The following is a 24621-nucleotide window of genomic DNA, read 5'->3' on the forward strand; positions in this document are numbered from 1 at the left end:
GTGTCTTCGCTGTAGTCGGCGCCCTCGCCATCGCGCTACCTGCATTCGTCCCCGTCTCCGCCCAGATTTCGGTGACTCTGAACGCAGTCGGAGCAGGCGCTTTCCTCGCGGCAGCGGCATTTCCGACGAAGGGGCACCGCGGAGCACAAACCGCTCTCGGACTCGGCGTAACCACGACGACCCTGTACTTCGGCGCAGCGGACTTGTGGCGCGATCGCGTCCCCAGGTGGTCGCTCACACTTCCGGGCGATTCCTACCCCGTGCCGTCCACGGTTCCCGTCTGGATTCTGCTCGCCGCAACTCTTCTCGTGGGTGGAGTCGCCGCACTCGCACGACCGAATCAGGAGCCGGGCGACATCGACGCACGCCTGGTGAAGCTGGGAGTTGTTCTGCCCCTGGTATTCACGGCTCTCTATGTGTGGTTGGGCTCGACGACATCACCTGGGTCATGGGTGATCGCGGTGGTATTGGCGGTTGCCGTTACCGTCGCACTGGCTTGGCGGTTGCCGCCACACGACGGTCGTTTCGTACTCGTCGGACTGGCAGTCAGCGCGGTTTCGGTCAGCTCGATTTCCTTTCCATCCGACTGGACCTGGGCGATGCCCGCGGGAGCTGCTGCCCTGGCGTTGGGCGTCGTCGTCGGCTGGAGAAGACCGATGCAGCAACTCGGGCTGGGACTCCTTGCCGTGACTGCACTCTCGGGATTGCTGGATGCCGCCCCGACCACGGTTGCCTACGTCCTCGTCCTCCCGCTTGCGCTGGGACTGGCCGTCACGTCATGCATGCCTGTTGCCGTCGGAGCAGTCTCGAGCGGGTCCGTATTTCCCTTCGCTCTTACCTTGTTCTCGGTTTCAGCGACCTTCCTGGACCCTGTCTCGCAGGAATTCGGGTGGTCGACCGATACGCTCGAGGAACACGGTCCCGTCTCGGTGGACACGCCGATTCCTCTGGCTGTTCTCGCTGCAACGGCGACGATCGTGGTGGCCGTGACGAGCATCCATCTGAAGCGGGTTCGACCGGCGGTGGTGACCTAAATCGCCAGCTGATCGGGTCGGAACGCAGAATTCTGTTGCTATGGTTGGGTGGTCAACGACGACATCCGGACGAGCGCACCGTACCCGGCCAGCGAAAAGACGGTGCCTTGGGAGTTGTTCACCATGGCATGGATCGTGCTCGTCATTTCCGGACTTTTCGAAGCTGTCTGGGCTACCGCCCTCGGTAAGTCCGACGGATTCAGCAAGATGTCGCCTACCATCGTCTTCGTCCTCGGCCTGATCGTCAGTATGGCCGGCCTCGCGTATGCAATGCGTACCCTTCCCATCGGGACTTCCTACGCGATCTGGGTCGGCATCGGCGCCGCCCTGACCGTGGGATATGCGATGATCACCGGCGCGGAGTCCACGTCGATCGTCAAGATACTGCTGATCCTGGGCATCGTCGGCTGTGTCGTCGGTCTGAAGGTCCTTCACTGACCGGCGATCCTGGTGAGTGTTTGTGTGTTACCGGTTACAGTTAACGCATGAAACTGCTGGAGATGCTCACGCTTCCCCTACGCGCGGGCATTGCAGCCGCAGAGATCAGTTTGGGAATCGCCGAGCTGACGGTCACGACAGTTCGTATCGCCGTCGGTAATACCGGCGCGGTGACGGCGGGTGCTGCCGGCTTGGCAAGCCCCCGCGGACCCATGCAGATGATCCAGCAGTTGTCATCACTCACCGCTGACGATCGGCCCATCGGGCAGGCCTTGGCCCCCGGTGGGCCACTCGATCGACTTCTCTCTCCCGGCGGTCCGGTCGACAAACTGACTGCACCCGACGGCACTCTCGAACGACTACTCGCTCCCGGCGGACCACTCGAAAGACTTCTTGCCCCCGGCGGACCGCTGGATAGGGTGCTCGCCGAGAACGGCGCATTGGAACGCTTGCTCGCGCCGGACGGTCTCCTCGACCGAATGATGGCGGAGGACGGTCCGCTTGAACGCCTGACAGCGCAAGACGGTGCCGTCGAACGCCTGACTGCCAAGGACGGTGTCATCGATCGCGCACTGGCCGAGAACGGCATCCTCGAAACACTCCTGGCAGAGAACGGCGCCTTCGAACGGCTCATCGCCGAAGGCGGCCCGCTTGACCAGATCGTTGCACTGTCCGACACCTTGACTTCCCTCGCCCCCAACCTCGAGCGGATGAGCGCGAGCATCGAGGTCCTTCAGGAAACCGTCGGAATCCTCAGCGCTGCAGTCGGTCCACTCGGAGAACTTGCCGGCAAACTTCCCAATCGGTGGCTCAAGAGCAAGAGCGACCGCCCAGGGCCGGACCTTCCGATCGAATCGGCATAACAAACGGTTACTCGCCGATTACGCGGTCAGTTGTTGATCACGATGTTGAGGTTGATGATGATTCCGCCGAAAGTCAGGATCGTGTTGGCCAAGCCAACGGTCATTCCACTGTTCAGAGCCGCGATCAGTCCGTTCATCGTCGTATCCCCTTCACTGTCTACGGGTTACGCGTACAAGATTGTGCGCTGGCGCTGACAATAGGCCAAGTTCGTGACCTGCGCGCCATTGCGGAGAAAACTTGTACCCCGGTCGCAGTTTCCACGTTAACTGTTGCAGGACAACATAATTCCAAGATCGGCGCAGTACCCGCTAACGGCCGAATCAAACATCACGATTGGGCATACGCAGACCACTTCACATAACCGTCCGCCCCATCAGACACTTGTCCACCGAAACAGAGTGCACAACAGTTAGTCCGGTGCAACAATGAGACGAATCGGACATGCCTGCGACGTGATGGGGAAGGGTGGTTGAGACAATGACGGCGCCGCGCATCGCCAGAGGACACCGCGGCCCCACCGGGGGCCGAAATTCCGCGTCGCAGGACAGCCTGGACGCCGCCTCGGACGCCCTGCAATCGCTGTACGCGCACCTCGATCCACATGCCCAGGCCGAGCAATTTCTCGAACAAGTCTGCAGGCATGCCGTCGATCTCATCGCCGACGCCGACATGGCCGGAATTACCATCGGCGGTTCGGACACGACATTCCGAACCGTCGCCGCCACCCACCAACTTGTTCGCACCGTCGACTCGATCCAATTCCGACTGGACTACGGACCGAGTGTGACGTCGTCACGCACGGGAACCGTTGTCCGCGCACATGCCAGCGAAGCCCACAGCCGGTGGCCTCAATTCGCAAGCGCGGCAAAGGCAGTCGGCGCCGTCAGCTTCTTGTCCATGCCACTGCCTGGCCGGGAACGCCCGCTCGGAACCCTCAATCTCTACAGCCACGACCTCCGAGGTTTCACCGGCGCCGACGTGGCATTGCTCCAACTGTTCGCCGTGACCTCGGCCTACGCGCTGCACAGCTCGCAGCGCCTCGACATCGCCAGAAAGCACGCAATGGACCTCGAGCGAGCACTCGAATCGCGAGGCGTCATCGAACAGGCCAAGGGCATCATCATGGGCACCCACCACGTCGACGCCGACCGAGCCTTCCGCATTCTCATCCAGGACTCGCAGCGCAGCAACGTCAAACTGCGAGTGATCGCCCAGCAGTACATCGACGGCGCGATCGACCCGCGCCAGGCTACGAACAAGCCCGAGACCAACTGAACCGGGCGCCTATCGGCACCTCAGCAAATACAGAGGCACCCACCACATTGGTGAGTGCCTCTTCTTTCGGAGCCTCCTGTCGGGATTGAACCGACGACCTTTCGCTTACAAGGCGAGTGCTCTACCACTGAGCTAAGGAGGCGAAGACCGACGCGTTGCCGCGACTGACTTTGCGGAGCCATCATATCCAAGCCGTCACGGTGGCCGCGCGCGGGTCACGTTAGATAGCGTGGGCCCCATGCGCAACTCCCACTCCGCCCCCTGATGGCGAAATTCACCGAAGTACTCACACGCCTGACGGGAAACCGGCAAGCCACCGTCGACACGGTCACGTCGGCTCCCGCACCGCTTCAACCGATCGACCTGACAGACGACGCCGTCGTCGCAGAGGTCCTGGACCTCGCGGTTCGGGTGGGCGAAGTCCTCCTCGCATCCGGAACCGCGGCCATGGACACCGCTGAGCAGGTGCAGTTCATCGCCGCCACGTACGGCCTTGCCCAGTGTGACGTCGACGTCACTTACAACTCGATTGTGCTCTCCGCCTATCGCGGCCCGACGCGACCGCCGGCGAGCACGATGCGCATCGTCCACTACCGGTCGATGGACTTCACGCGGCTGGCGGCTGTCGATCGTCTGACACGTCGTATCCGCCGTGAGGCGATCACACCGGACCAAGCGCATGACGCGCTCACAGCCATCACGACGGCGCCGCACCCGTACAACCGGTGGACCGCGACCATGGCCTGGGCGGCGATGGCGGCTTCGGTCTCCGTCCTGCTCGGCGGCGGGTTCCTCGTTGCCACAGTCGCGTTTCTGACGACGATGGTCATCGATCGAGTCAACCGCGTACTGAACCGGTTCGGGTTGCCGTTCTTCTTCCAGCAGGTTGTCGGTGGTCTCATCGCCGCTGCGCCTGCCGCCACGCTCTATACATTTCAGGACCAGCTGGGGATCAGTATCCGGCCGTCGTTGGTCATCGCGGCCGGAGTGGTCGTCCTGCTGTCCGGGCTGTCGTTGGTGGGCTCGGTCCAGGACGCGATCATGGGTGCACCCATTACAGCTGTCGCGCGATTCTTCGAAGTGGTGATGATGACGGGCGGCATCATCGCGGGCGTCGCAATCTCGTTGCGAATGACCGGGATGTTGGGTTCGACGCTTCCACCGATCAATGTGGAAGTCTCCACCATCACGCAGTTGCCGATCCTCATGCTCTCCGGTGCGTGTGCGTCGGTGTTCTACGCGCTCGCCTGCTACGCCGAGCGGCGTGCACTCACCGCGGCGTTCCTGGGCGGTGCGGCAGGCAGTGGTGTGTCGATCTTCGTGCAGACACTCGACGTCGGTCCCGTGATCGCCGCCGCAATCGCCGCAACCGTGGTCGGTCTTGCCGGTGGTCTGATGGCTCGCCGCGCACTGACGCCTCCGCTGGTTGTCGCGGTCGCAGGCATCACTCCGCTGCTCCCCGGTCTGTCGCTGTACCGAGGCCTGTACGCGCTGCTCAACGACCAGGTACTGATCGGGTTGACTGCCTTGCTGTCGGCGTTCGGTATCGGCTGTGCCCTGGCCGCGGGCGTCACGCTCGGCGAATGGGGAGCGCGCACGCTGCGTCGTCCACGGATTCTGATGCGCGTGGACTCGCTACGTCGCCCGATGGTCCGCAAGCGCAGGCGTCGAGTTCCCGTCACCGAGAAGTAGGCGTCGTTCAAGCAGAAAGAGCTGGGCACCTGACGGTGCCCAGCTCTTTTCTGTTCACTCGGGGGTTCCGAGCGGTGAGAGAATCAGCTCTCGACTGCGTGCTTTCCACCGGCAGCCTGATCGGCTTCCATGGCCTCACGCAGGCTCTTCGGACGCATGTCGGTCCAGTTGGCCTCGACGTATTCGAGGCACGCCTTGCGGCTGTCTTCACCGAACACCACTCGCCAGCCGGCGGGGACCTCGGAAAACGTGGGCCACAGCGAGTGCTGGTCCTCGTCGTTCACCAGCACGTAGAAGCGGCCGTCTTCGTCATCGAAAGGGTTAGTGCTCATCTCGCCTCACTCGTTACGTACGTGTCTTGTGCGCCCAGACTAGCAAGCGCACCAGTTCGGTTCTGGTGGCTCAGCACCGACGCCAGAATCTCCCCCGCCCGCACTGCCACGTTCGACAGCAGCGACGACGTCAATCCGTGAGTCTGTTCTGTCCCACCCTGCAGATAGATACCGCCTGTCACGTCCTCCGTTACAGCCAGTCGATAATCCCGACTGACGTTACGCGGAACGGACGAATCCGGCACGAGTTCACCCAACAAATCGTCCAGAGGTGCCGGGGTGAAACCCGTGGCCAGAATGAGTGCGTCGCACGCCAGCGTGTCGGTCAAGCCGTCGAGATTGCTACGGACAGCCAGTTCGATGCCGGATTCGGTCTCCACGGCACTCGTGATCTCCGAGGCCCGACGCATGAACAGTCGCCGCGGCCCACGAACCATTTCCTGATACTCGGTGGCATACAGCTTGTTGATCAGTTCGATGTCGACGACCGAGTAATTGGTACTGCGGTGCAAATCGAGAAGTCGGCGTCGTTCCGCGGCGTCTGCACCGTGCAGCTGATCGACGGCTTCGGGATCGAAGATGCGGTTCGCGTACGGGCTGTCGTCTGCCGGGCTGTAGCCGTAGCGGGCAAAAACACTGTGAACTTCGGCGTTCGGGTAGTTCGCGTGCAGGTAGTCCACGATCTCCGCGGCACTCTGGCCGGCGCCGAGAACGACGAACCGGTTGTGTACGGGCTCCGGCATTGCTTCGAGATGGAAGAGGAACTGGTGATTGTGGAAGCACCGCGACGAAGGCGTCGCCCACTCCGGGATCCGCTCTTTCAGTCCGGCTCCGACAACGATGTTGCGCGCGATCACCGTTTCACCGTCGGCGGTGCGAACCGCAAAGCGATCGACAACGCCGTCGGAGTTCTTGATGCCCTCGACCCCGTCGACGGTTGTACCGAACTGCACGTCCGCGTCGACTCGTCGAGCTGCCCAGCACAGGTAGTCGTTGAATTCGTGGCGCGTGGGGAAGAAGGTCTGGTGGTTGACGAAGTCGACCAGTCGACCCTGCTCGAACAGATACGAGAAGAAGCTGTATCCGCTCTGTGGATTCCGGAACGTCACCAGGTCCTTCGGAAACGCGATCTGCATGGTGGCACCGTCGAGCAGCATCCCGGGATGCCACGCGAACTGAGACTGCTTTTCGAAGAACCGCGCGTTCACCCGATCAACGGCCGCACAATTTGCATTGTGTTCTTCGACAGCAATGGCCAACGCGAGGTTGGCCGGACCGAACCCGACGCCGACGATGTCGACAATGGCAGGTTCGGCGCTGGAGTCTCTTGGTGATTCACTCATTACAGGTAGTCCATCCCCGACGGAACGACCTGGTACGGCCGCCAATCGATGTCCCGAAGTAAGTAGCAAAGGCTACCCTTAATGAGGTGAGGGTATCAACACTGTGAGCCCCCGTATAGCGGTCGACCCCACGGAGCGATGCGACGTATGTCATAGTTTTGCCCCCTCGCTCGCGTCATCCCCTTCGGCGGCGACTGCAGCCTCGATCACGTCGACCAATTGACCTGCCCATACGCGGACTGCACCCGCATCGACGCGGTCGGCACGGAACCCGAGAGTTGCAAAGACAGGCCCATCGCCCACCGGCTCGTAAAAACTCAACGTCACATCCGCATCGGGCACTCCCACCGGAATCGGTACGAGAGAAGCGAAGTCGCCGAGCCCGTCCAAATCGGCCTGTTGATGATGGATCACCATCACCTGAGGCCTCATGGACGCCGGATTACCCAGCGCCTGCTCGACATACACATATGAGACGTCCTGATTGCTCAGCGCTTCCAGATTGTTTTCCCGGATGCGAGCCAGCAAGTCTGCAAACGTCGGACTACCGGACGTATCCGTGCGCAGGAGAACAACATTGAAGAACGATCCGATCATCGGTTCGAGACGGGGATCCGACCTGCCCGCAACCAATGAACCGATGGGAAGATCAGTACCCGCGCCGGCCTTCGTGAGAACGCTGGCCAGTGCGGCCTGCAGGACCATGAACATACTCGTGCCGGTGCGCGCAGCCAGGGCGTCGATTCCGGCGTGCAGACCCGCGTCGATGTCGACGGCGATCACGTCACCTCGAGGCTCCGAGTCACCTTCCGGCAACGGAAGATTCACACTGGTCGGTATTCCGTCGAGCGCATCCCGCCAATATGCAAGTTGCTTCGACGCACGGCTGTCGACGTCTCGGGGGTCTCCCAACAGCTCGTCCGACCACACGGTGTAATCGGCGTACGTCAATGCAAGCTCGTCCCAAACCGGTTGATCTCCCTGCGACCGGGCTGCATAAGCAGAGACCAGATCTCCCAACAGCGGCACTACTGACCACTCGTCGACGGCGATGTAGTGCATGACGAGAAGCAGTGTCCTAGAGCCATCTTCACCGAGCACCAGATGAACCCGCAACGGTGATTGCTCACGCAGATCCATCGGAAGTTGAGCCAGTTCGAACACCACTCGACCCACATCGCCGGCGCCGACATCGACCACATCGACAGTCGGACGCACCGATTCTCTTGCCACGACGATGCCGTCGACCTCGACGAAGGTGGTCCGCAGGGGTTCGTGCCGCGAAGTGACATCGTCCAAGGCGTGCCCGAGAATCTCCGGATCGATCTTCGATTTCAGGGTCAGCGCCAGAGCGTGGCTTGCTTGAGGTTGCGCGCCGGACGCGCGGAACAACTCCCATTGACGACGTTGCGGCGCAGACAGACCCATCGTCTCGGGACGTTTCACCGCCGGCGCCAGGATCGGCCGCCTACCTTCCGAACGCGCGACGACGGCCGCCAACTCCGCAACACTCGGCGCGTCGAATACGTCTCGAATACTGACGTCCACGCCGAACGCTTCCCGAATGCGACCGACCAGTTTCATCGAAGCCATCGAATGGCCGCCGAGTTCGAAGAAACTGTCGTGGACTCCGACGCTCGGTAGCTGCAGGATTTCCGCGAACGCAGCCGCAACCGTGGACTCCATTGCCGTGCGAGGAGCAACATCACCCGCCAGCTCCGACCAGTCCGGAGTGGGCAACGACTTGCGGTCGAGCTTTCCGTTGGGCGTCAACGGCAGCGGACCGTCAAGGGCGACAACCATGGTCGGAACCATGTAGTCGGGCAACGACAGTGCCGCGAGGTTCCGCACTGCCGTCGTGTCGACGACGACACCGGGTTCCGGTGACACGTAACCGACCAGGCGCGTGATTTCGCCCTGCCGATCCGCGACGACCGTTGCCTGCTTCACCGAAGGATGAGCACTGAGAGCTCCGATGATTTCGCCCAACTCGATTCGGAAACCGCGGATCTTGACCTGATCGTCGACGCGGCCGAGGAAGTCGATGTTCCCGTCAGAGCGCCACCGCGCGCGGTCCCCGGTGCGATACATGCGATCGCCCGCGGTGAAGGGATCGGCGATGAATCTCTGTGCCGTCAGATCGAATCGGCCCAGATAGCCTCGCGCCAGGCCGCGTCCCGCGATGTACAGCTCGCCGGATACTCCCGGCGGAACCGGACGCAGTTGATCGTCGAGCACGTACGCCTGTTCGTTGGGGTCAGGGATTCCGATGGGCACGGGACCGTTCCAACCGGGTTCCGCCTGCCACAGTGTGTTGTTCACCGTGGCTTCGGTGAGTCCGTACGCGGCAAGCAAATTCAGCCGCTCCGCCCATCGCCCGATCAGCTCCGGTGGCACCGTCTCGGTTCCGACCAACACGGTGCAGCCCTGCGGCACTTCACATCCTGCCGGCAGAGCGGCCAGCAACGAGGGAGGGATGATCGCGTGGGTGACACGATTGCTCGTCATGAAATCGGTCAGCGCCGGACCGGCAACTCGTGCATTCTGCGGCACGATCACCAGGGTGCTGCTCGTGCACAGTGCCATCGCCAGCTCGAATACCGCGACGTCGAAGCCGACCGAAGCGAACTGCATCACCACCGAACCCGGTACCAGTCGCATCCGAACCTCGGCTGTGGCAACAAGACTCGGAATACCGTCATGGGAGAGGACGGCTCCCTTCGGCTTGCCGGTCGATCCCGAGGTGTAGATGACATAGGCAGCGTGGCTGACGCCAACTGGTGGCCGGGGAGTTTCGACGATCACTGCCTCGTCCAGTTCCGCACGGATCAGCGGATCGTCCAGGAGGATTCGCTCGACGCCGACCACATCCTCGATCCGCGAGCTTTCCTCCGCAGTGGACAGAAGTACCGAGGCGCGGGAATCGGTGAGCATGTATGTGATGCGCTCGCTCGGGTGACTCAAATCCAGGGGTAGATACGCGGCCCCCAGCTTGAGCACGGCGAGGACCGACGCGACCATTTCCACCGAGCGCGGGACGGCAAGCCCCACCACGTCTTCGACCGACACTCCGCGGCGATACAGCACGCCGGCGATCCGATCACACTGCTCGGAGAGTTCGCGGTACGTGGCCTGCCCCGCCTCGTCGCGCACCGCAATCGCCTCGGGCGTAGCAGCGACCCCACGCGCGAAAGCGTCGTAGAACGTCTCTTCCGGCACGTCGACGGCGGTGTCGTTGAACGAGGTGACAACTTGCTCGAGTTCGCCTGGCAAGAAGATGTCGATGTCGCCGATCTCGATGTCGGCCGATTCCACGACTGCCGCGATCACCGATTCCAATCGGTTCGAAATTCGCTGTGCTGTTTCGCGATCGAAGAGGTCGCTGCCGTATTCGAGTCGGACGTCGATGCAGCCTTCGTCGCCGAGGTACTCGGTGAAGTTGAACACCAGATCGAACTTGGCTGTGTACTCCTCGAGTTCGAACGGATCCCCTCCCATCTCCTCGCGGCTGTGATAGCCGACCATGACCTGGAACAGCGGATTACGTGCCAAAGTACGCGACGGATTGAGGCGCTCCACCACCGTTTCGAAGGGAACGTCAGCGTTGGCGAAGGCCTCGAGATCTCCCTCGCGAACGCGATCCACCAACTCCCGGAACGTCGGGTTACCCGACGTATCCGTGCGCAGCACAATCGTATTGACGAAGAAGCCGACCAGTTCGTCGAGTCCCTGCTCACTACGTCCGGCGACGGGAGCGCCGAGGGGAAGGTCCTCACCCGCTCCGAGCGCAGTCAGCAACGCCGCCGACGCCGCGTGCAGAACCATGAACATCGAACTCTGGCTCTCGCGCGCCAGATCTCGCAGTGCAGCAGTTGTCTCCACGCCCAACCGTGTCACCACTGCACCACCGGAGAAACTCGGTCTGGCCGGTCGACTCCGGTCGGCGGGAAGCAGCAGTTCTTCGGGGGCTCCGTCCAAACTCTTCGCCCAGAAGTCCAACTGCGTGCTCAGGATGCTCGACGGATCGTCGGGGCTGCCCAACAATTCCCGTTGCCACAGAGTGTAATCCGCGTACTGAACCGGAAGCGGTTCGAAAATTGGATCTTCGCCCTGGATCCGAGAGGAGTATGCCGACATCAGATCGCGCAGGAATGGCCGATCGGACCATTCGTCCGTCGTGATGTGATGCAGGACGATCACGACCACTACGGCACCGTCCACCTCGGCACCGTCCACCCGGATCAGACGTGCGCGGATCGGAATCTCGTCAGACAGGTCGAACGGACGACCCACTGCCACGGCAATTTCACCGGCGACACCGGATTCGTCTCGATGAACTGTCTCGACCGGAATCGTCGCCGATTCGAGAATTATCTGCTCCGGCGATCCGTCCACCAACCGGAACACCGTACGCAGGGATTCGTGTCGTTCCACGACGTCGCCGAGCGCCGCGGCGAAGACGTCCGCGTCCAGTGCGCCGTCCAAACGGAGCACGATCGGGAAATTGTAGGCCGCGGAGTTCTCCTCCATCTGTCCGATCAGCCACAATCGCTGTTGAGCGGCAGAAAGAGGAAGGTGGTCCGGCCGCGGCTTCGCTACCAGCACCGGTCGCGTCGATCCCTGCTCGGCCACAATACGTTCCGCAAGTTCCGCCACCGTCGGCGCTTCGAAGAGATCACGCATGGTCAGACTGTTCGGAATGGCGATCCGAGCTCGACTGATCAGCTTGGTGGCCAGAAGCGAGTGCCCACCGAGGTCGAAGAAGTTGTCGTCGACCCCGATATCGCCCACATCGAGTACGTCGGAGAAGAGGTCGCAGAGGACCTCTTCCGTGTGGTTACGCGGTGCGATCGACTCCCCACTCCGCTCCCCCAGCACCGAATCAGCGGTGGGCAGTGCCTTGACGTCGAGCTTGCCGTTGACGGTCATCGGTAGCGTCTCCACCTCGATCACCACGGCCGGAACCATGTAGTCGGGTAGGAGAACTCGCGCCTGCGCGCGGTAGTCGTGCCCGGCGCCGAGTCGCACGGGCGTCACGTAGCCGACGAGCCTCTTGACTCCACCTGCCCCGACGTCGACCACCACTGCCGCTTGCCGCACATGTTCGTCGGATTCGAGAACGGAGACGATTTCGCTCGGCTCGATGCGGTGACCTCTGATCTTCACCTGATCGTCGGTGCGGCCGAGGAAGTCCAGGTTGCCGTCACCGCGTCGCCGCACGAGATCCCCGGTGCGGTACATACGTCCTCCGGTCCCAGCCGGATCTGCGACGAAGCGCTCGGACGTGAGCGCGAAGCGTCCGAGGTAGCCGCGAGCCAAACCGGCTCCGGCAATGTACAGTTCGCCGGCAACTCCATCGGGGACCGGGCGCAGCCAGCCGTCGAGAATATGCGCGGCCGTGTTCCAGATCGGTTTGCCGACGGTCGGGGTGTCGCTGTCGAACGTTCCGCCACCGAGCGTGTTGATCGTGTATTCCGTCGGACCGTAGAGGTTGTAGCCCACGGTTCCCTCGGTGTCGCGCAGCCTGTTCCACACCGAATCCGGAACGGCTTCACCGCCGAGCAGGACCAACGGCGGGCGGTGGTGTCCCACACCGTCGTCGAGAAGCCCGCTGTCGATCAGGTGCGTCGCGTAGGTCGGTGTCACGTTGACGACGTCGATGTCCAGTGCGTCGCAGTATGCAACGAGTGCCTCGGCATCACGACGCAGATCCTCGTCGCAAATGTGCACCTCGTGGCCTTCCACGAGCCACAGAAGTTCCTCCCACGACATGTCGAAGGCGAAGGACACGGTGTGCGCGATCCGCAGGCGCCGGCCCGCCGCGGCGATCACGGGTTCGAAAATCGCCTCGCGGTGGTTGAACTGCATGTTCGTCAAGCCGCGGTAACCGGTGACCACGCCCTTGGGCTTGCCGGTCGAACCGGAGGTGTAGATGACGTACGCGGGGTGGTCGAGTCGATGCGGTGCCCCCGGGGCGAATGCTCCGAGTTCCGACGCGGAGAGTGCCCGCGCCGAGATCGTCAGTCTCCTTGCTGCTGTATCGGGTTCGTCGATCACGATAGTGCGGACGTCCGCACCTTCGAACCTCGGTGAGGCCGAAACGGTTGTCAGCAACACGACAGGATCCGCGTCGTCGATCATCACGGCCAACCGTTCGGCCGGATGGTCGAGTTCGAGGGGTAGGTAGGCAGCACCCGTGCGCAATACCGCGAAGAGCGCGACGACCATGTCCACCGAACGTGGTAGGCCAAGAGCGACAATCTTTTCCGGGCCGGCGCCGTAATTGATCAGCAACCGCGCCATCCGGTTGATCTCGCCGTCGAGATCGGCGTAGGTCATCCGGCGCTTCCCGAACACGAGTGCCGTGTCGTTCGGTTGCGCCGACGCGACTTCTTCGAACAGGTCGGCAATGGTGCGCTCCGGCAACTCCCGGATCTGCGTCTGCTGCGCTACTGCGGGAACCGGAGACGCAACAACCGATCCCGCCATGTCCTGCGACCAACTCTGCAGCAGGTCGACGAAGTGACGCAGTAGGTCCTCGGCCCGGCGCGCGGTCACCAGATGCGGATGGAACTCGAACTTGACGTTGACGGTGGCACCCGGTGTGACCACGACGGTCAGCGGATAGTGCGTGTGATCGATACTGTCGCTTCCACTCACGTCGTGAGCGGCGTTGAGCGCGTGGACTTGCCTCTCGTCCACGAAGTTCTGCAGGACCATCAGCACGTCGAAGAGTTGACGATGCTCGGAAACACGCTGGATCGATGCCAAACCGAGGTAGTCGAAAGGCATCAGCGAAAGTCGATCCGCCTGTGTCCGACGAAGAAGTTCCTCGACGCTCTCGTTCGGATCCAGTTGCAGCCGAACGGGAACGGTGTTGAGGAACATTCCCACCACGGTGTCGATTCCCGGTACCTCCGGTGGCCGTCCGGCAACCGTGGAGCCGAAGACGACGTCCTGTCGACCGGTGGCCGACGCCAGCACGAGGGCCAGCGCTGCATTCAGTACCGTGTTGAACGTGACGCCGGACGCGGCAGCGCGCTCACGCAACGCACGCGAAAGCGTTTCCGACAGAACCGCATCGCGGCGATCCGGAAGCTGAACTTCGACACCGGGCATCGGCTCGGCAACAAGCGTCGGCTCCTCGAGTCCTGCGAGCGCTCCGCGCCACCCCTCGTCGGCGGCTGCACCGTCGCGATCGGCCAACCAGGCGAGGTATGTCTCGAACGACCCCTCGGGTTCGCCGAATGCGCTGTCGTCGCCGCCGGTATCGTAAAGCGCCAGAAGCTGACTGACGACAAGGCCGTTGGACCAGCCGTCCCACAGCAGGAACTGCCTGTTGATCACCAGACGATCCTGGCCGCCAGGCAGATGCAGCACACTCATACGCCACAGCGGCGGCGCGGTCAGGTCGAATGGCGTCACTCGGTCTTGGGCGGCGACGGCCTCGGCACGCTCACGAGCAACCGAGTCGTCGAGTTCACGGAGATCGTGGACGACGACCGGAACATCGAGTCCAGCGCTGAAGAACTGCACCGGCTCGTTCAGCCCTTCGCTCACGAAACCCGCTCGCAACGTGGGATTTCGTCGTTGAAGTGTCCGGGCGGCCGCAGCCAACCTGTCGACATCGAGGGTGTGCCCGAAGTCCATCGAGAACTGTGCCGTGTAGATGTCCCCACCACTGCTGCTGTCGCTGCTGCCCGCGTAGCCGGCTTGGAAGTACAGGCCTTCCTGCAACGGTGAGAGTGGGAGGATGCTGCTGACACCTGCCGGACTCGCATCGGCTATCGCGTCGATCTCGGTCTGACTCAGGTCGAGCAACGTCACATCGGACGGGGTCAGAATGGGAGGCCCGGCGTGACGCGCGGCCGCAGCCGCCAGATCGCCGAGGGCCGAAACCCAGCCGTCGGAGAGTGACTGCGCGTCCTCCTCGGACAAATCTTCACTTGCCCAGGCAAACTCGGCGCGGAGCCCCGAATCCACGCTGACGACATTCACGATCAGTCGGTACGGGCCTCCCATGTCTGCGTCGGGATCGGTGGACAAGGCTTCGGATTCCGCTGCCAAGGACCATGCTGTCGATCCAGCTGTCGTCGTACGTCCGAGATAGTTGAACAGGATCTGAGATTCGGAGCGCCCCGCCAATGTCGATGCCGTGCGGGCATTCACGTATCGCAGCATCCCGTAGCCGATACCGCCGTCCGGAGCCGCCCGCAGGCTCTCCTTCACCTCGCGTAGCGTGTCCACCGGGTCGATTCCGCCGTGCAGCCGCATCGGGGCAATCGTGGTGAACCAGCCGACTGTTCGCGACAGATCGATGCCCGCCACCAACTCCTCCCGGCCGTGCCGTTCGAGATCGACCAGCAATTCGTGCTCACTGCGGCCGGTGGAGCGGCGCCAGCGATCGACGGACATCGTCAGCGCTGCCAACAGAACATCCGTTCCCTCGGCACCCACCATTGCCGCAACCGATCCAAGTGCTGCCTCGGAGATTGCTCCGTCCACCGTGACCGTGCGCCTCGAGCCTCCGGATACGACGGCATCGCCCGCGGCGTCGGGGATCAACTGCGCGCCCGGAGCGGTCACGGTCAGCCAGTGATCGAGTTCGGCGAATCGATGAGCACTGTATGCGTGTTCGGCCACCGTACGGGAGAAGGTACGCAGCGAAGTTCCGACGGCATCCAGTGCGGCGGGCTCTCCGGCTTCGACTGCCACCCAGGCCATCGCGAGATCCTCGAGCAGGGTTCCCCAGGAAACCCCGTCCACGACCAGGTGGTGCGCGACTATCGCGAGTCGGCCCAGATTCTCAGCGCCGCAATCGAACCAGCCCACCGAGACCATCCGCCCTGCAGACGGATCCAATCGACTGGTCGCAGTTTCAGAGTGCTCAGTGACGAGTCTTCGCAACTCGGAGTCATCCAGTCCCCGAGCATCAACGCGTTCGACCAGGTTCGCTGCCCGGACACTACCGGGTTCCTCGATCCGCGCCGACCACATCCCGCGGTCATGTCGGATCAAGGTTTGGCGAAGTCCGTCGTGGTGATCGAGCACGGCCTGCAATGCGCCGGTGATCGAACCGAGAGATGTTGCCGGAGAGTGGATCAGAACTGCCTGGTTGAAGCGGTCGGTACCACCCGTCCATTCGGACAAGCGGTGAACCACCGGCAGCGGAACCAGCTCACCCACGCCGATGTCGGCCGTGACGGTGGCATCCGAGGTGGCGACATCACCCACCGCTGCAGCGATCGCAGCGGGAGTGCGCAATTCGAAGATCTGACGCGGGGTCAGCACTACCGAATCACGACGAGCCAGGTTGACCAGTCGGATCGCCAGGATACTGTCGCCGCCGAGAGTGAAGAAGTCATCGCGCACCCCGACTCGAGGCAGTCCGAGAACCGTCGCGAAATGCCCGGCGAGGAGGTCTGCAACGCCCGAGGAAACCACTCCCGTCAAGTCGCCCACCTGTGCCGCAAAATCCGGTGCAGGTAGTGCTTTTCGGTCGAGCTTGCCACTCGGGCTCAGCGGCAGCGACTCGAGCCGCACGAAGGCACTTGGCACCATGAACTCCGGTAGCACTGACAACAACTGAGCTCGAACCGCAACATCATCAGCATCTCCGACCAGGTAGGCGACCTCCTGTGCGCGGTTGCTCGGACCGTCGGTTCGGACGATCACGGCACTTGCCGTGACTCCGGGGCACAGCGCCAATTGCGCGTCGATTTCGCCGAGTTCGATTCGGAATCCACGAACCTTCACCTGCTCGTCGGCACGGCCGAGGTACTCGAGAACGCCGTCGGCATTCCACCGCACGATGTCACCGGTCCGGTACATCCGCGAGCCGCCGTCGCTGTACGGATTCGCCACGAATCGTTCGGAGGTCAATCCCCCACGTCCGTGGTAACCACGCGCCAGTTGTGGCCCTGCCAGATAGAGCTCACCGGTGGCACCGGCCGGGACGTTCTGCAGGTAGGGATCGAGAACCAACAGGCCGGTGTTGGCGGCAGGTGCGCCGATCGGGACGCTGACGGCGTCTGCCGGAGTTTCCTGCACCGACGGTTGCCAACTGACGTCGACGGCGGCCTCGGTGGGGCCGTAGAGGTTGTCCACCAGAGTATTCGGCAGGATCTCGGCGACCTTGCGTGCAACGTGAACGGGCAGTGCCTCACCGCTGCAGTTGACGATCTCGAGCGAAGAGCACCGTGCTGCTTTCGGCTCCGCGAGAAACACGTCGAGCATCGACGGAACAAAATGCACTCGGGTCACGGAATGTTCGACGATGACGTCGGCCAGATAGCCAGGGTCCTTGTGCCCGTCCGGCTCGGCCATCACGAGAGTTGCCCCCACCAGGAACGGCCAGAAGAATTCGGGAACGGAGACGTCGAAGCTCGACGGGGTCTTCTGCAGCATCCGGTCGGAGACGTCCATCGGACGTATCTGCTGTGCCCAGAGCAATCGGTTGACCACACCCTCGTGGTTGACCACAACGCCTTTGGGGCGACCGGTCGAACCCGAAGTGTGGATCATGTACGCGGCATCCGCGGGCGATCCTGGGACACTCAGCGGATCGGCGGGTAACTGCGCCGACTCCGATACCGTCACCCGCGGAACCGAACCCGAATCGAGTGAAGAATCTTCCGACACCACGACGCACACAGGATCGGCGTCACCCAGCATGTACGTCAGCCGCTCCGCCGGGTAGCCGGTGTCGAGGGGAACGTATGCTCCCCCGGCCTTCCCGATGCCGAGTATCGCGACCATCAGATCAAGAGAGCGAGGCAAGGCCACCGCTACCAACGATTCGCGTCCGACGCCACGTTCGCGCAGCAGATGCGCAAAACGATCAGCGCGAGAGTGAAGTTCGGCGTAGGTCAACGACTCTTCACGGAAGATCACTGCGGTGGCTTCGGGCGTACGCCCGGCTTGATCCTTCAGCAGCTCGGTCAGTGTTGCGCGCGGCCGATCCAAGGCCGTGCCGACGCTCCCCCGCTGTGCGGGTGCCAGCGCGATCCGGCCGATGACCTGATCGAGATCGCGCGAGAGCTCGGTGAGTACGACTGCGAGAGTTTCGGCCAGCGACGCAGCGGCGTCGCCGTCCACCTGAGCAGCGTCGTACTTGAGCTCCAACGCCAATCGATCGCCGGGGACGACGATCAGGGTCAACGGGTAGGCCGGTCGCTCGTCGAATCGAATTCCCGTCAGTTGCACCGAGTTCGTCGGATCAGCGATTGCCGTGTCACCGAGTGGATAGTTCTCGAACACGACGAGTGATTCGAAGTCCTGCTCCAGTCCGCCGGTCCGTCGCAGTTCGGGTAACCCCAGGTACTGATGGTCGAGTAGTTCCGATTGTTCCCTCTGCCAACGGGAAAGCGCTTGCGCGGCTGTCTCTGCCGGATCGAACCGCAACCGAGCCGGCACGGTGTTGATGAACAAGCCCACCATGGACTCGATCCCGGGCAGGTCTCCACCGCGTCCCGATACGGTCGATCCGAACAGCACGTCTGTTCGGCCGGTCATTCGGCCGAGCACCAGCCCCCAGGCGCCGTGCACGAGCGTGCTCAGCGTCAGGCCATGGGAGCGTCCGTTGATCGCCAGTGCGCGAGTATCACTGTCGGACAGCTCGACTCGGGTGGCACAGACGCCGCTGCTGCCCGCGCTCGGCGCGGGAAGTTCGACCGCGGGCCCGGGAGAGTTCAGCGCTTCTCTCCACACCGCTGCCGAGGCCTCGTGATCGTGGCCGGCCAACCATTCGAGATAGCTGCGGTACGGCGCCGGAGTCGGGAGCACCACGCCGGAGTCGCCAACGCTGTACGACGCCATCAGCTCCCGCAGCATCACCGGAACCGACCATCCGTCTGCGACCGCATGGTGAATCGACTGCAGCAGAAGGTACTTCTCCGAAGAGGCACGGACAAGCGTGTAACGGACGAGCGGCGGTTGCGCCAGGTCGAACCCGCGCGCGCGGTCGGCGGAAAGCAGTTCATCGACATCGGCGCCGGCCACCTCGACTACCGCCATCTCCACGACAGCGCTCGGGTGCACCACCTGCACGACCCGGCCGTCACCCAGGACCGAGAATCCGGTGCGCAGCGCCTCATGCCGATCGACGACGGATTGCAGCGCGCGGCGCAACGCCGCACTGTCCACGGCTCCGGTCAGTTCCACAACCTGTTGCACGACATACTGATCGGCCCCCGGATCGGCAAACGCCGAATGGAAGTAGATCCCTTCCTGCAGCGGAGTGAGTGGGAGAATCTCTTCAGCCTTCGGTAACCCGTCCACGTCTGCCTGAGCGAGCGCCACCAGAGGGTAGTCCGAGGGTGTGGCTCCGCCGAAGGCTGCGAGCCCGGACACGGCCTCGAGCGAGTCCAGCCACAACCGCGCAAACCTGTCGATGTCGCTACGCAGGAAGATGTTCGACGCCCAGGTCAGGATGGCTCGCAGTCGTGGTCCACCGGCGGCGTCCTCGGCTACGACGTCGACAGACAACGCGTGTCCCAGCGGCATGGACGGATCGGCAGCACCGTCCATCGACACCGGGAACCAGTCCCCCTCCGCTGCGGCAGTACGTCCCAGGTAGTTGAGCACCACCTCCGGCGCTGCGACGCTACCCAACTGATCCGAGCTGCCCAGGTATCGCAATGCTCCGTACCCGAAGCCGGCGTTGGGGACGCGTCGAAGTTGCTCCTTGACGCTCTTGAGAACCCCCGCCAGATCGTCGGTCGCGTCGAGATCCGGAGCGGCTGTACCGATCTCGAGCGCCACCGGGAACACTGTGGTGAACCATCCGACGGTACGAGTCAGGTCGACGTGCGCAGCGCCGTCACCGCGAACGATGTCCTCGTCGCGTCCGTGCCCCTCCAGGTCGATCGTCACCGATCCGGCACCGCTCCAACGGGTCAGCGCCACGGCAAGTGCGGTGACCAGCACTTCGCTCACATCGGCTCCGAACGCCCGTGGGACACTGCCCAACAGCTGATCTGCAAGTTCTGGAGGTAGGGTGATCGACCGCGCTGCAGCGGTGCGCGCGAGGTCAACTGCCGGGTCGAGTGCCCGACGGCCGAGAGATGCCCGTTGTGCGGACGTCACCGAGTCCCAGAACTCGATTTCCGAGTCCAGTCGCCCGGCTCCGACCGCATCCGAGACGAGTTCGGCGTACCTTCGCACCGACGTGCCGACCGGAGCGAGTGCGGGTTCGTCGCCATTCATCGCTGCGATGCCGGCGCGCGCGAGGTCCTCGAGGATGATGCGCCACGAGACGCCGTCGACCACCGCGTGGTGGATGACAAGCAACAGCCGTCCGGGACCGGTCACAGGGCGGAACAGAACAGCGCTGACCATCGTGCCGTCGGCCGGATACAGACGGCCGACAGCTCGCTCGGTCTCGGCGACGATCAGCGGTCCGCATTCTTCGAGCGGTGCCGGTAGTGCACGGGTCTCGAAGACCACAGCCACTTCGTTTGTCTCCGGGACGAGCAGTCTTCCTTCGGGCGTCAACGTCGCACGAAGTGCATCGTGGCGCGCCACCAGGGCGTCGAGCGCCGCCTGGACATGCTCGGACGTCAAGGCTGACGGCGTCTGAATCAGCGCTCGCTGGTGGAAGGTTCGTACTGCGTCCGACACTCCGAGAACCCTGGCGGCAATCGGCGTCGTGGCTACGTGGCCGATCGGTTGGTCCGCGTGGTCGACGATCTCAGCCACTCGGGAGGACTGGGCACGCGCCATAGCCTCGGCGGTGCGCAGTTGGAACACCTCGCGAGGACTGATCGACAAACCGGCAGCACGAGCCGCGGTCACGAGTGAGATCGCGACGATGCTGTCGCCGCCCAGTGCAAAGAAGTCGTCGGTAACGCCGACCGAATCGAGGCCGACTGCCGACGCGATCAACGTGCAGAACTGTTGTTCGACTTCGTTTCTCGCAGCGACATGTGCACTCAGTTCGGCGAGATCGGGCTCGGGTAGCGCGCGACGGTCGAGTTTGCCGTTTGCCGTGAGCGGAAACTTGTCGAGGACGGTGACGGTGGTCGGGACCATGTAGTCGGGCAGCTTGCTCGCAGCCCACTCGCGAAGCTCACGTGAGTCGATCGCGAGGTTCGTCCCCGACGCTGCGCTCACGTAGGCGGCGAGATACTTTGCACCTGTTGGTGCTTGGCGCACCAGAACTGCCACGTGACGCACTGCGGGGTGCGAAATCACGGCGGCTTCGACATCCTCGAGTTCCAGGCGCATGCCGCGGATCTTCACCTGATTGTCCGTGCGTCCGAGGAAGTCGAGGGTGCCGTCGTCGGTCCATCTGGCCAAGTCACCGGTGCGATACATGCGGGATCCGGCCAGATCACCTGAGACGAAGGGATCCGCGACAAAACGAGATGCGGTCAGTGCCGACGCGCCGACGTATCCGCGTCCCAGCAGGAAGCCCGCGGCGTAGAGTTCGCCGCCGGTGCCGATCGGAACCGGCTGCAAGTCGCCGTCCAACACGTACAGACGAGTGTTGGGGTTCGGGCGACCGATGGATGTAGCGATTCGTTCCGCGTCCTCTCGGTAGATCACATGGGAGACACCGATGGTCGCTTCTGCCGGCCCGTAGCCGTGATACAGCGTCGTGGACAGTTGGGCACGGAACCGGTCGAAGAGTTCAGGCGTGAGAACCTCACCGCCGCACCACACGTGCTTCAACGAATCGAGCTGATCGGTCTCGTTCGCCAGGTCCAGCAGTATGTCGAGCATGGACGAGACCAGGTAGACGAAGGTGACCGATTCTCCGGCGATCAGGTCGAGCAGGTATTGCGGGTCGCGTTCCCCCTCGGGCTTCGCGATCACCAATCGACCGCCGGAGACGAGCGGGAGCAGGATCTCGTTGATCGAGATGTCGAACGAGAGTGGGGCTTTGAACAAGGAGGCATCGCCGGACCCGAACCCGAGAATCCGCTCCCGTTGCCACAGCAACCTTGCGCAGATTGCCTCGTGGCGGATCATGGCGCCCTTCGGACGTCCGGTCGAACCGGACGTGAAGATGACGTATGCGAGTTGGGCACCGTGAATACGAATGTCGGAGGTCATTGTCTCGGACAGGTCCGAGGGCCCGTCCTCGTACGCCCACGCGGAGAGATCGACCGGAACGGAGTCGTCTACACCGTCCGAGGTGAGCACCAGTGTGGCACCGGCATCGGTGAGTACCGATTCGCGGCGCTCTGCGGGCCATGACGGATCCAGCGGAACGAAGGCACCGCCGGCGCACATGACGGCCAACAACCCCACCACCATCTCGGCGGATCTCGGAAGGCCGATCGCCACAACGGTTTCGGTCGCGACACCGCGAGAGATCAAGTGCGCGGCGAGCTGTGATACCCGACTTTCGAGTTCGCCGTAGGTCAGCCGGATATCGCCGTCGACCACGGCGACGGCGCCCCGATCGGCAGAGAAGCTGCTGCGCAACAAATCCGGCACCGTCGTCACGGGCTGCGGCTCTGCGGTGTCGTTCCACCCGTGGAGCACGAGTTCTCTCTCCGCGAGCGACATGGGGTCGAGTGCCGAGATCGGAGGCTGCGGCTCGGCTACGAATCGATCGAGGAACTGTTCGATTCTGGCGGTGTGATCGGCCAACTCCCTGTCGAATCCGGCCGGGGCGCGGACGTCGATCTCGATCGGTTCCCCGTCCTGACCACCGCGCACACTCAGATCCAGGTCACTGACTCGACCGGTTACCGAATTACGCACGCGCACCGGGCATCCGCCGAAGGTGAGTGTGTGTTCGAACATCATCGAGTTGATGCCGGGGCCGAAGACCTGACGGTCGGGATCAATCGCCCGAATGTCGCGAGCGAGATCCTCACCTCGGTACCGCCCGTGCTTGAGAATCGAGACCAGGGCGGTGTCGAGACGAGTTGCCAACTGGCCGATGGTTTCCGAGCGTTCTACCCGAATACTCAGCGGCAAAATCGTCGACGCCATCGAAGGAGTGCGACGCATGTCGCGCCCCACCCGAGCGGCCATCGGTACCGAGACGACAACGTCGTGCTTTCCGGTGGTTCGTGCGATGTACGCGATCAGCGCGGCCATGGGCAGGCGAGTTCGTCGAATCCCGGCGTCGGCCGCATAGCGGTAGAGCTGTGCCGCGCGATCAGCGTCGAGCGTGAGTATCGCCGAGATCGGCGGCAGCGAATCATCCACCTGCCCATGCAGAATCCGCGTCGCTTCCGGTCCCGATTCAACGCGTTCGACCCAGTACTGACGGTCGGTCTGGAATCGCGGAGAGTTCCGGTAATCCAGATCGGCTGCAACCACGGCGTCGAGTGACCACTGCGGCGCGGCAGTCCCGAGATTCGGATCGTCGTATCGCTCGGCGACGTCGGCGACGATGAGCGAGATGCCGTACCCGTCGACCACGCTGTGGTGATAGCGCTGATACCAGATGACTCGGTCGTCAGCGGTCAGCAGAAGCACCTGGCGGAACAGCAGATCGTCCGGACCGAAGACCCGAGCCATGTCGGTGTCCATCCACGACTGCGCAGTCGAATCGGGATCCGCCTCGGCCCGAAGGTCGAGAATTTCCACGTCCCAGCGCGCATCCGGAATCGGCACCTGGATCAGCTGGTTGTCGGCATCGACCTCGAAGTGCACGAACAGCGCTTCGACGCGTCCGACGCTGGCCTCGATCGCCGCTGCCGCGCGCTCGACGTCGATCGTGCCGTCGACCTCGACGACAAGTCCGATGTTGTAGACCGGACTGCTCGGATCGACGTTCTGAGCAACCCACACCTCACGCTGAGCGGCCGTCGCCGGGAGCGCTGCGTCCAGATCGGCACCGCCCGATACCGCCGGGTGAGCTACCTGAGAGTGGTCAGACATCAAGAATCCGATCATCGTCGTTCATGCTCATCGAACGACGAACACCCTCGCAAGTTTAGGGTAGGCTACCCAGGAACGTGAAGGTGCGCTCCCGCCCTGGTCAGACCTGTTCCCACGGACCGAATTCGAGCAAAACGTCAATTGCTGTCTTACCGTCTTGCGGCCGAACGACATGTTCGAGGGCATAGACCCTCGATCCCTCCGCAGCGCGAGCGAGATCGGAAATACCGGGCAGAATGGTCGGTTCGGGTGGACCGCCCACACCACGATGGAAGTTCTCGATGGAATGCCCCAAATAGAGGACCCGTCCGCCGGGCGTCAGCCACTCCCCGACGCGCTTCAAGGTTGCGGCCAGATGGTCGACCTCGAGGTGAAGAAAGCTGACCAACACCAGGTCGACCAGCCCTTCCGGCTGCCACTCGGTCGCGTCGCCGACCTGCCAGTCGACAGCCTTGTCCCCGTCACTCGCCCGTGCCAGATCGATCGCCACCGACGAGTAGTCGACCGCAGTCACCGACCAACCTTGCCCAGCCATCCACCGCGCGTGACGGCCGTCGCCGCAGGCCAGATCGATCGCGGTGCCCGGTCTCAGATCGGAAATTCTTGTTGCGACGGTTCCCGCCGGGTCGACTCCCCATGGCTCCGTCACCGCTCGGTATCGCTCGTCCCAGTCGCGTGCGTCCATGATTGCTCTCCCATATCCGTTTCACCGTTTCAGACCGGACGGTGCCCCCAGCAGCATAGAGAACCCTCGAATGTGACAGATCGATACCCCTGGGGGTATACAGGTGACGGACA

The 24621-nt window shown here is 63.1% G+C and carries 9 protein-coding genes, 1 tRNA gene and 1 riboswitch; of the genes, 5 read left to right on the top strand and 5 right to left on the bottom strand.

Features of this window, described 5'->3' with window-relative positions; genetic code table 11:
* The 4 genes from A2J01_RS36230 to A2J01_RS02810 form a co-directional block, all read left to right on the top strand.
* The coding region (locus tag A2J01_RS36230; protein WP_064111864.1) for a hypothetical protein at window positions 1-1034 on the top strand (1034 nt) is incomplete at its 5' end.
* Between the two features lie 43 nt (window positions 1035-1077).
* A riboswitch (guanidine-III (ykkC-III) riboswitch) is annotated at window positions 1078-1143 on the top strand.
* Between the two features lie 14 nt (window positions 1144-1157).
* Window positions 1158-1472, top strand: coding sequence for a DMT family transporter (locus A2J01_RS02800; protein WP_007734365.1), 315 nt, complete (start codon window positions 1158-1160; stop codon window positions 1470-1472).
* Window positions 1473-1519: 47 nt separating this feature from the next.
* The gene (locus tag A2J01_RS02805; RefSeq protein WP_003945831.1) at window positions 1520-2335 is read left to right on the top strand and encodes a hypothetical protein; all 816 of its coding nucleotides are present in this window, start codon (window positions 1520-1522) and stop codon (window positions 2333-2335) included.
* 478 nt (window positions 2336-2813) lie between these two features.
* Window positions 2814-3611 (top strand): GAF and ANTAR domain-containing protein, encoded by a 798-nt coding sequence (locus tag A2J01_RS02810; RefSeq protein ID WP_003945473.1) that lies wholly within the window; start codon window positions 2814-2816, stop codon window positions 3609-3611.
* Window positions 3612-3681: 70 nt separating this feature from the next.
* Here the strand turns inward: A2J01_RS02810 and A2J01_RS02815 are convergent.
* A tRNA-Thr gene (locus A2J01_RS02815) sits at window positions 3682-3753 on the bottom strand.
* A gap of 122 nt (window positions 3754-3875) precedes the next feature.
* Between A2J01_RS02815 and A2J01_RS02820 the strand changes: the two genes are divergently transcribed.
* Entirely contained in the window at window positions 3876-5303 is a 1428-nt protein-coding gene (locus tag A2J01_RS02820; RefSeq protein WP_007734361.1) for a threonine/serine ThrE exporter family protein, read from the top strand.
* Window positions 5304-5386: 83 nt separating this feature from the next.
* Here A2J01_RS02820 and A2J01_RS02825 read toward each other — a convergent pair whose 3' ends face one another.
* From A2J01_RS02825 to A2J01_RS02840, 4 genes are all read right to left on the bottom strand, one after another.
* Window positions 5387-5635 carry an MbtH family protein gene (locus tag A2J01_RS02825; protein WP_003945538.1) on the bottom strand — a complete coding sequence of 83 codons (249 nt, stop codon included), beginning with the start codon at window positions 5633-5635 and terminating at the stop codon, window positions 5387-5389.
* Window positions 5632-6978 (bottom strand): lysine N(6)-hydroxylase/L-ornithine N(5)-oxygenase family protein, encoded by a 1347-nt coding sequence (locus tag A2J01_RS02830; protein ID WP_007734359.1) that lies wholly within the window; start codon window positions 6976-6978, stop codon window positions 5632-5634. Before A2J01_RS02830 ends, A2J01_RS02825 begins: the two co-directional genes overlap by 4 nt.
* A gap of 150 nt (window positions 6979-7128) precedes the next feature.
* Window positions 7129-23838 (bottom strand): non-ribosomal peptide synthetase, encoded by a 16710-nt coding sequence (locus A2J01_RS02835; protein WP_064111867.1) that lies wholly within the window; start codon window positions 23836-23838, stop codon window positions 7129-7131.
* Between the two features lie 85 nt (window positions 23839-23923).
* The gene (locus tag A2J01_RS02840; RefSeq protein ID WP_003945672.1) at window positions 23924-24508 is read right to left on the bottom strand and encodes a class I SAM-dependent methyltransferase; all 585 of its coding nucleotides are present in this window, start codon (window positions 24506-24508) and stop codon (window positions 23924-23926) included.
* Between the last annotated feature and the right edge of the window lie 113 nt (window positions 24509-24621).

It is taken from the genome of Rhodococcus sp. EPR-134 (assembly GCF_001647205.1).
Lineage (GTDB): Bacteria > Actinomycetota > Actinomycetes > Mycobacteriales > Mycobacteriaceae > Rhodococcus_F > Rhodococcus_F qingshengii.

What these genes read in the sequence shown, in the direction of transcription:
- A2J01_RS02810 (WP_003945473.1), top strand. Translation starts at nt 2,814, where the DNA reads ATGACGGCGCCGCGCATCGCCAGAGGACACCGCGGCCCCACCGGGGGC.
- A2J01_RS02840 (WP_003945672.1), bottom strand. Translation starts at nt 24,508, where the DNA reads ATGGACGCACGCGACTGGGACGAGCGATACCGAGCGGTGACGGAGCCA.
- A2J01_RS02825 (WP_003945538.1), bottom strand. Translation starts at nt 5,635, where the DNA reads ATGAGCACTAACCCTTTCGATGACGAAGACGGCCGCTTCTACGTGCTG.
- A2J01_RS02805 (WP_003945831.1), top strand. Translation starts at nt 1,520, where the DNA reads ATGAAACTGCTGGAGATGCTCACGCTTCCCCTACGCGCGGGCATTGCA.
- A2J01_RS02800 (WP_007734365.1), top strand. Translation starts at nt 1,158, where the DNA reads ATGGCATGGATCGTGCTCGTCATTTCCGGACTTTTCGAAGCTGTCTGG.
- A2J01_RS02835 (WP_064111867.1), bottom strand. Translation starts at nt 23,838, where the DNA reads ATGATCGGATTCTTGATGTCTGACCACTCTCAGGTAGCTCACCCGGCG.
- A2J01_RS02830 (WP_007734359.1), bottom strand. Translation starts at nt 6,978, where the DNA reads ATGAGTGAATCACCAAGAGACTCCAGCGCCGAACCTGCCATTGTCGAC.
- A2J01_RS02820 (WP_007734361.1), top strand. Translation starts at nt 3,876, where the DNA reads ATGGCGAAATTCACCGAAGTACTCACACGCCTGACGGGAAACCGGCAA.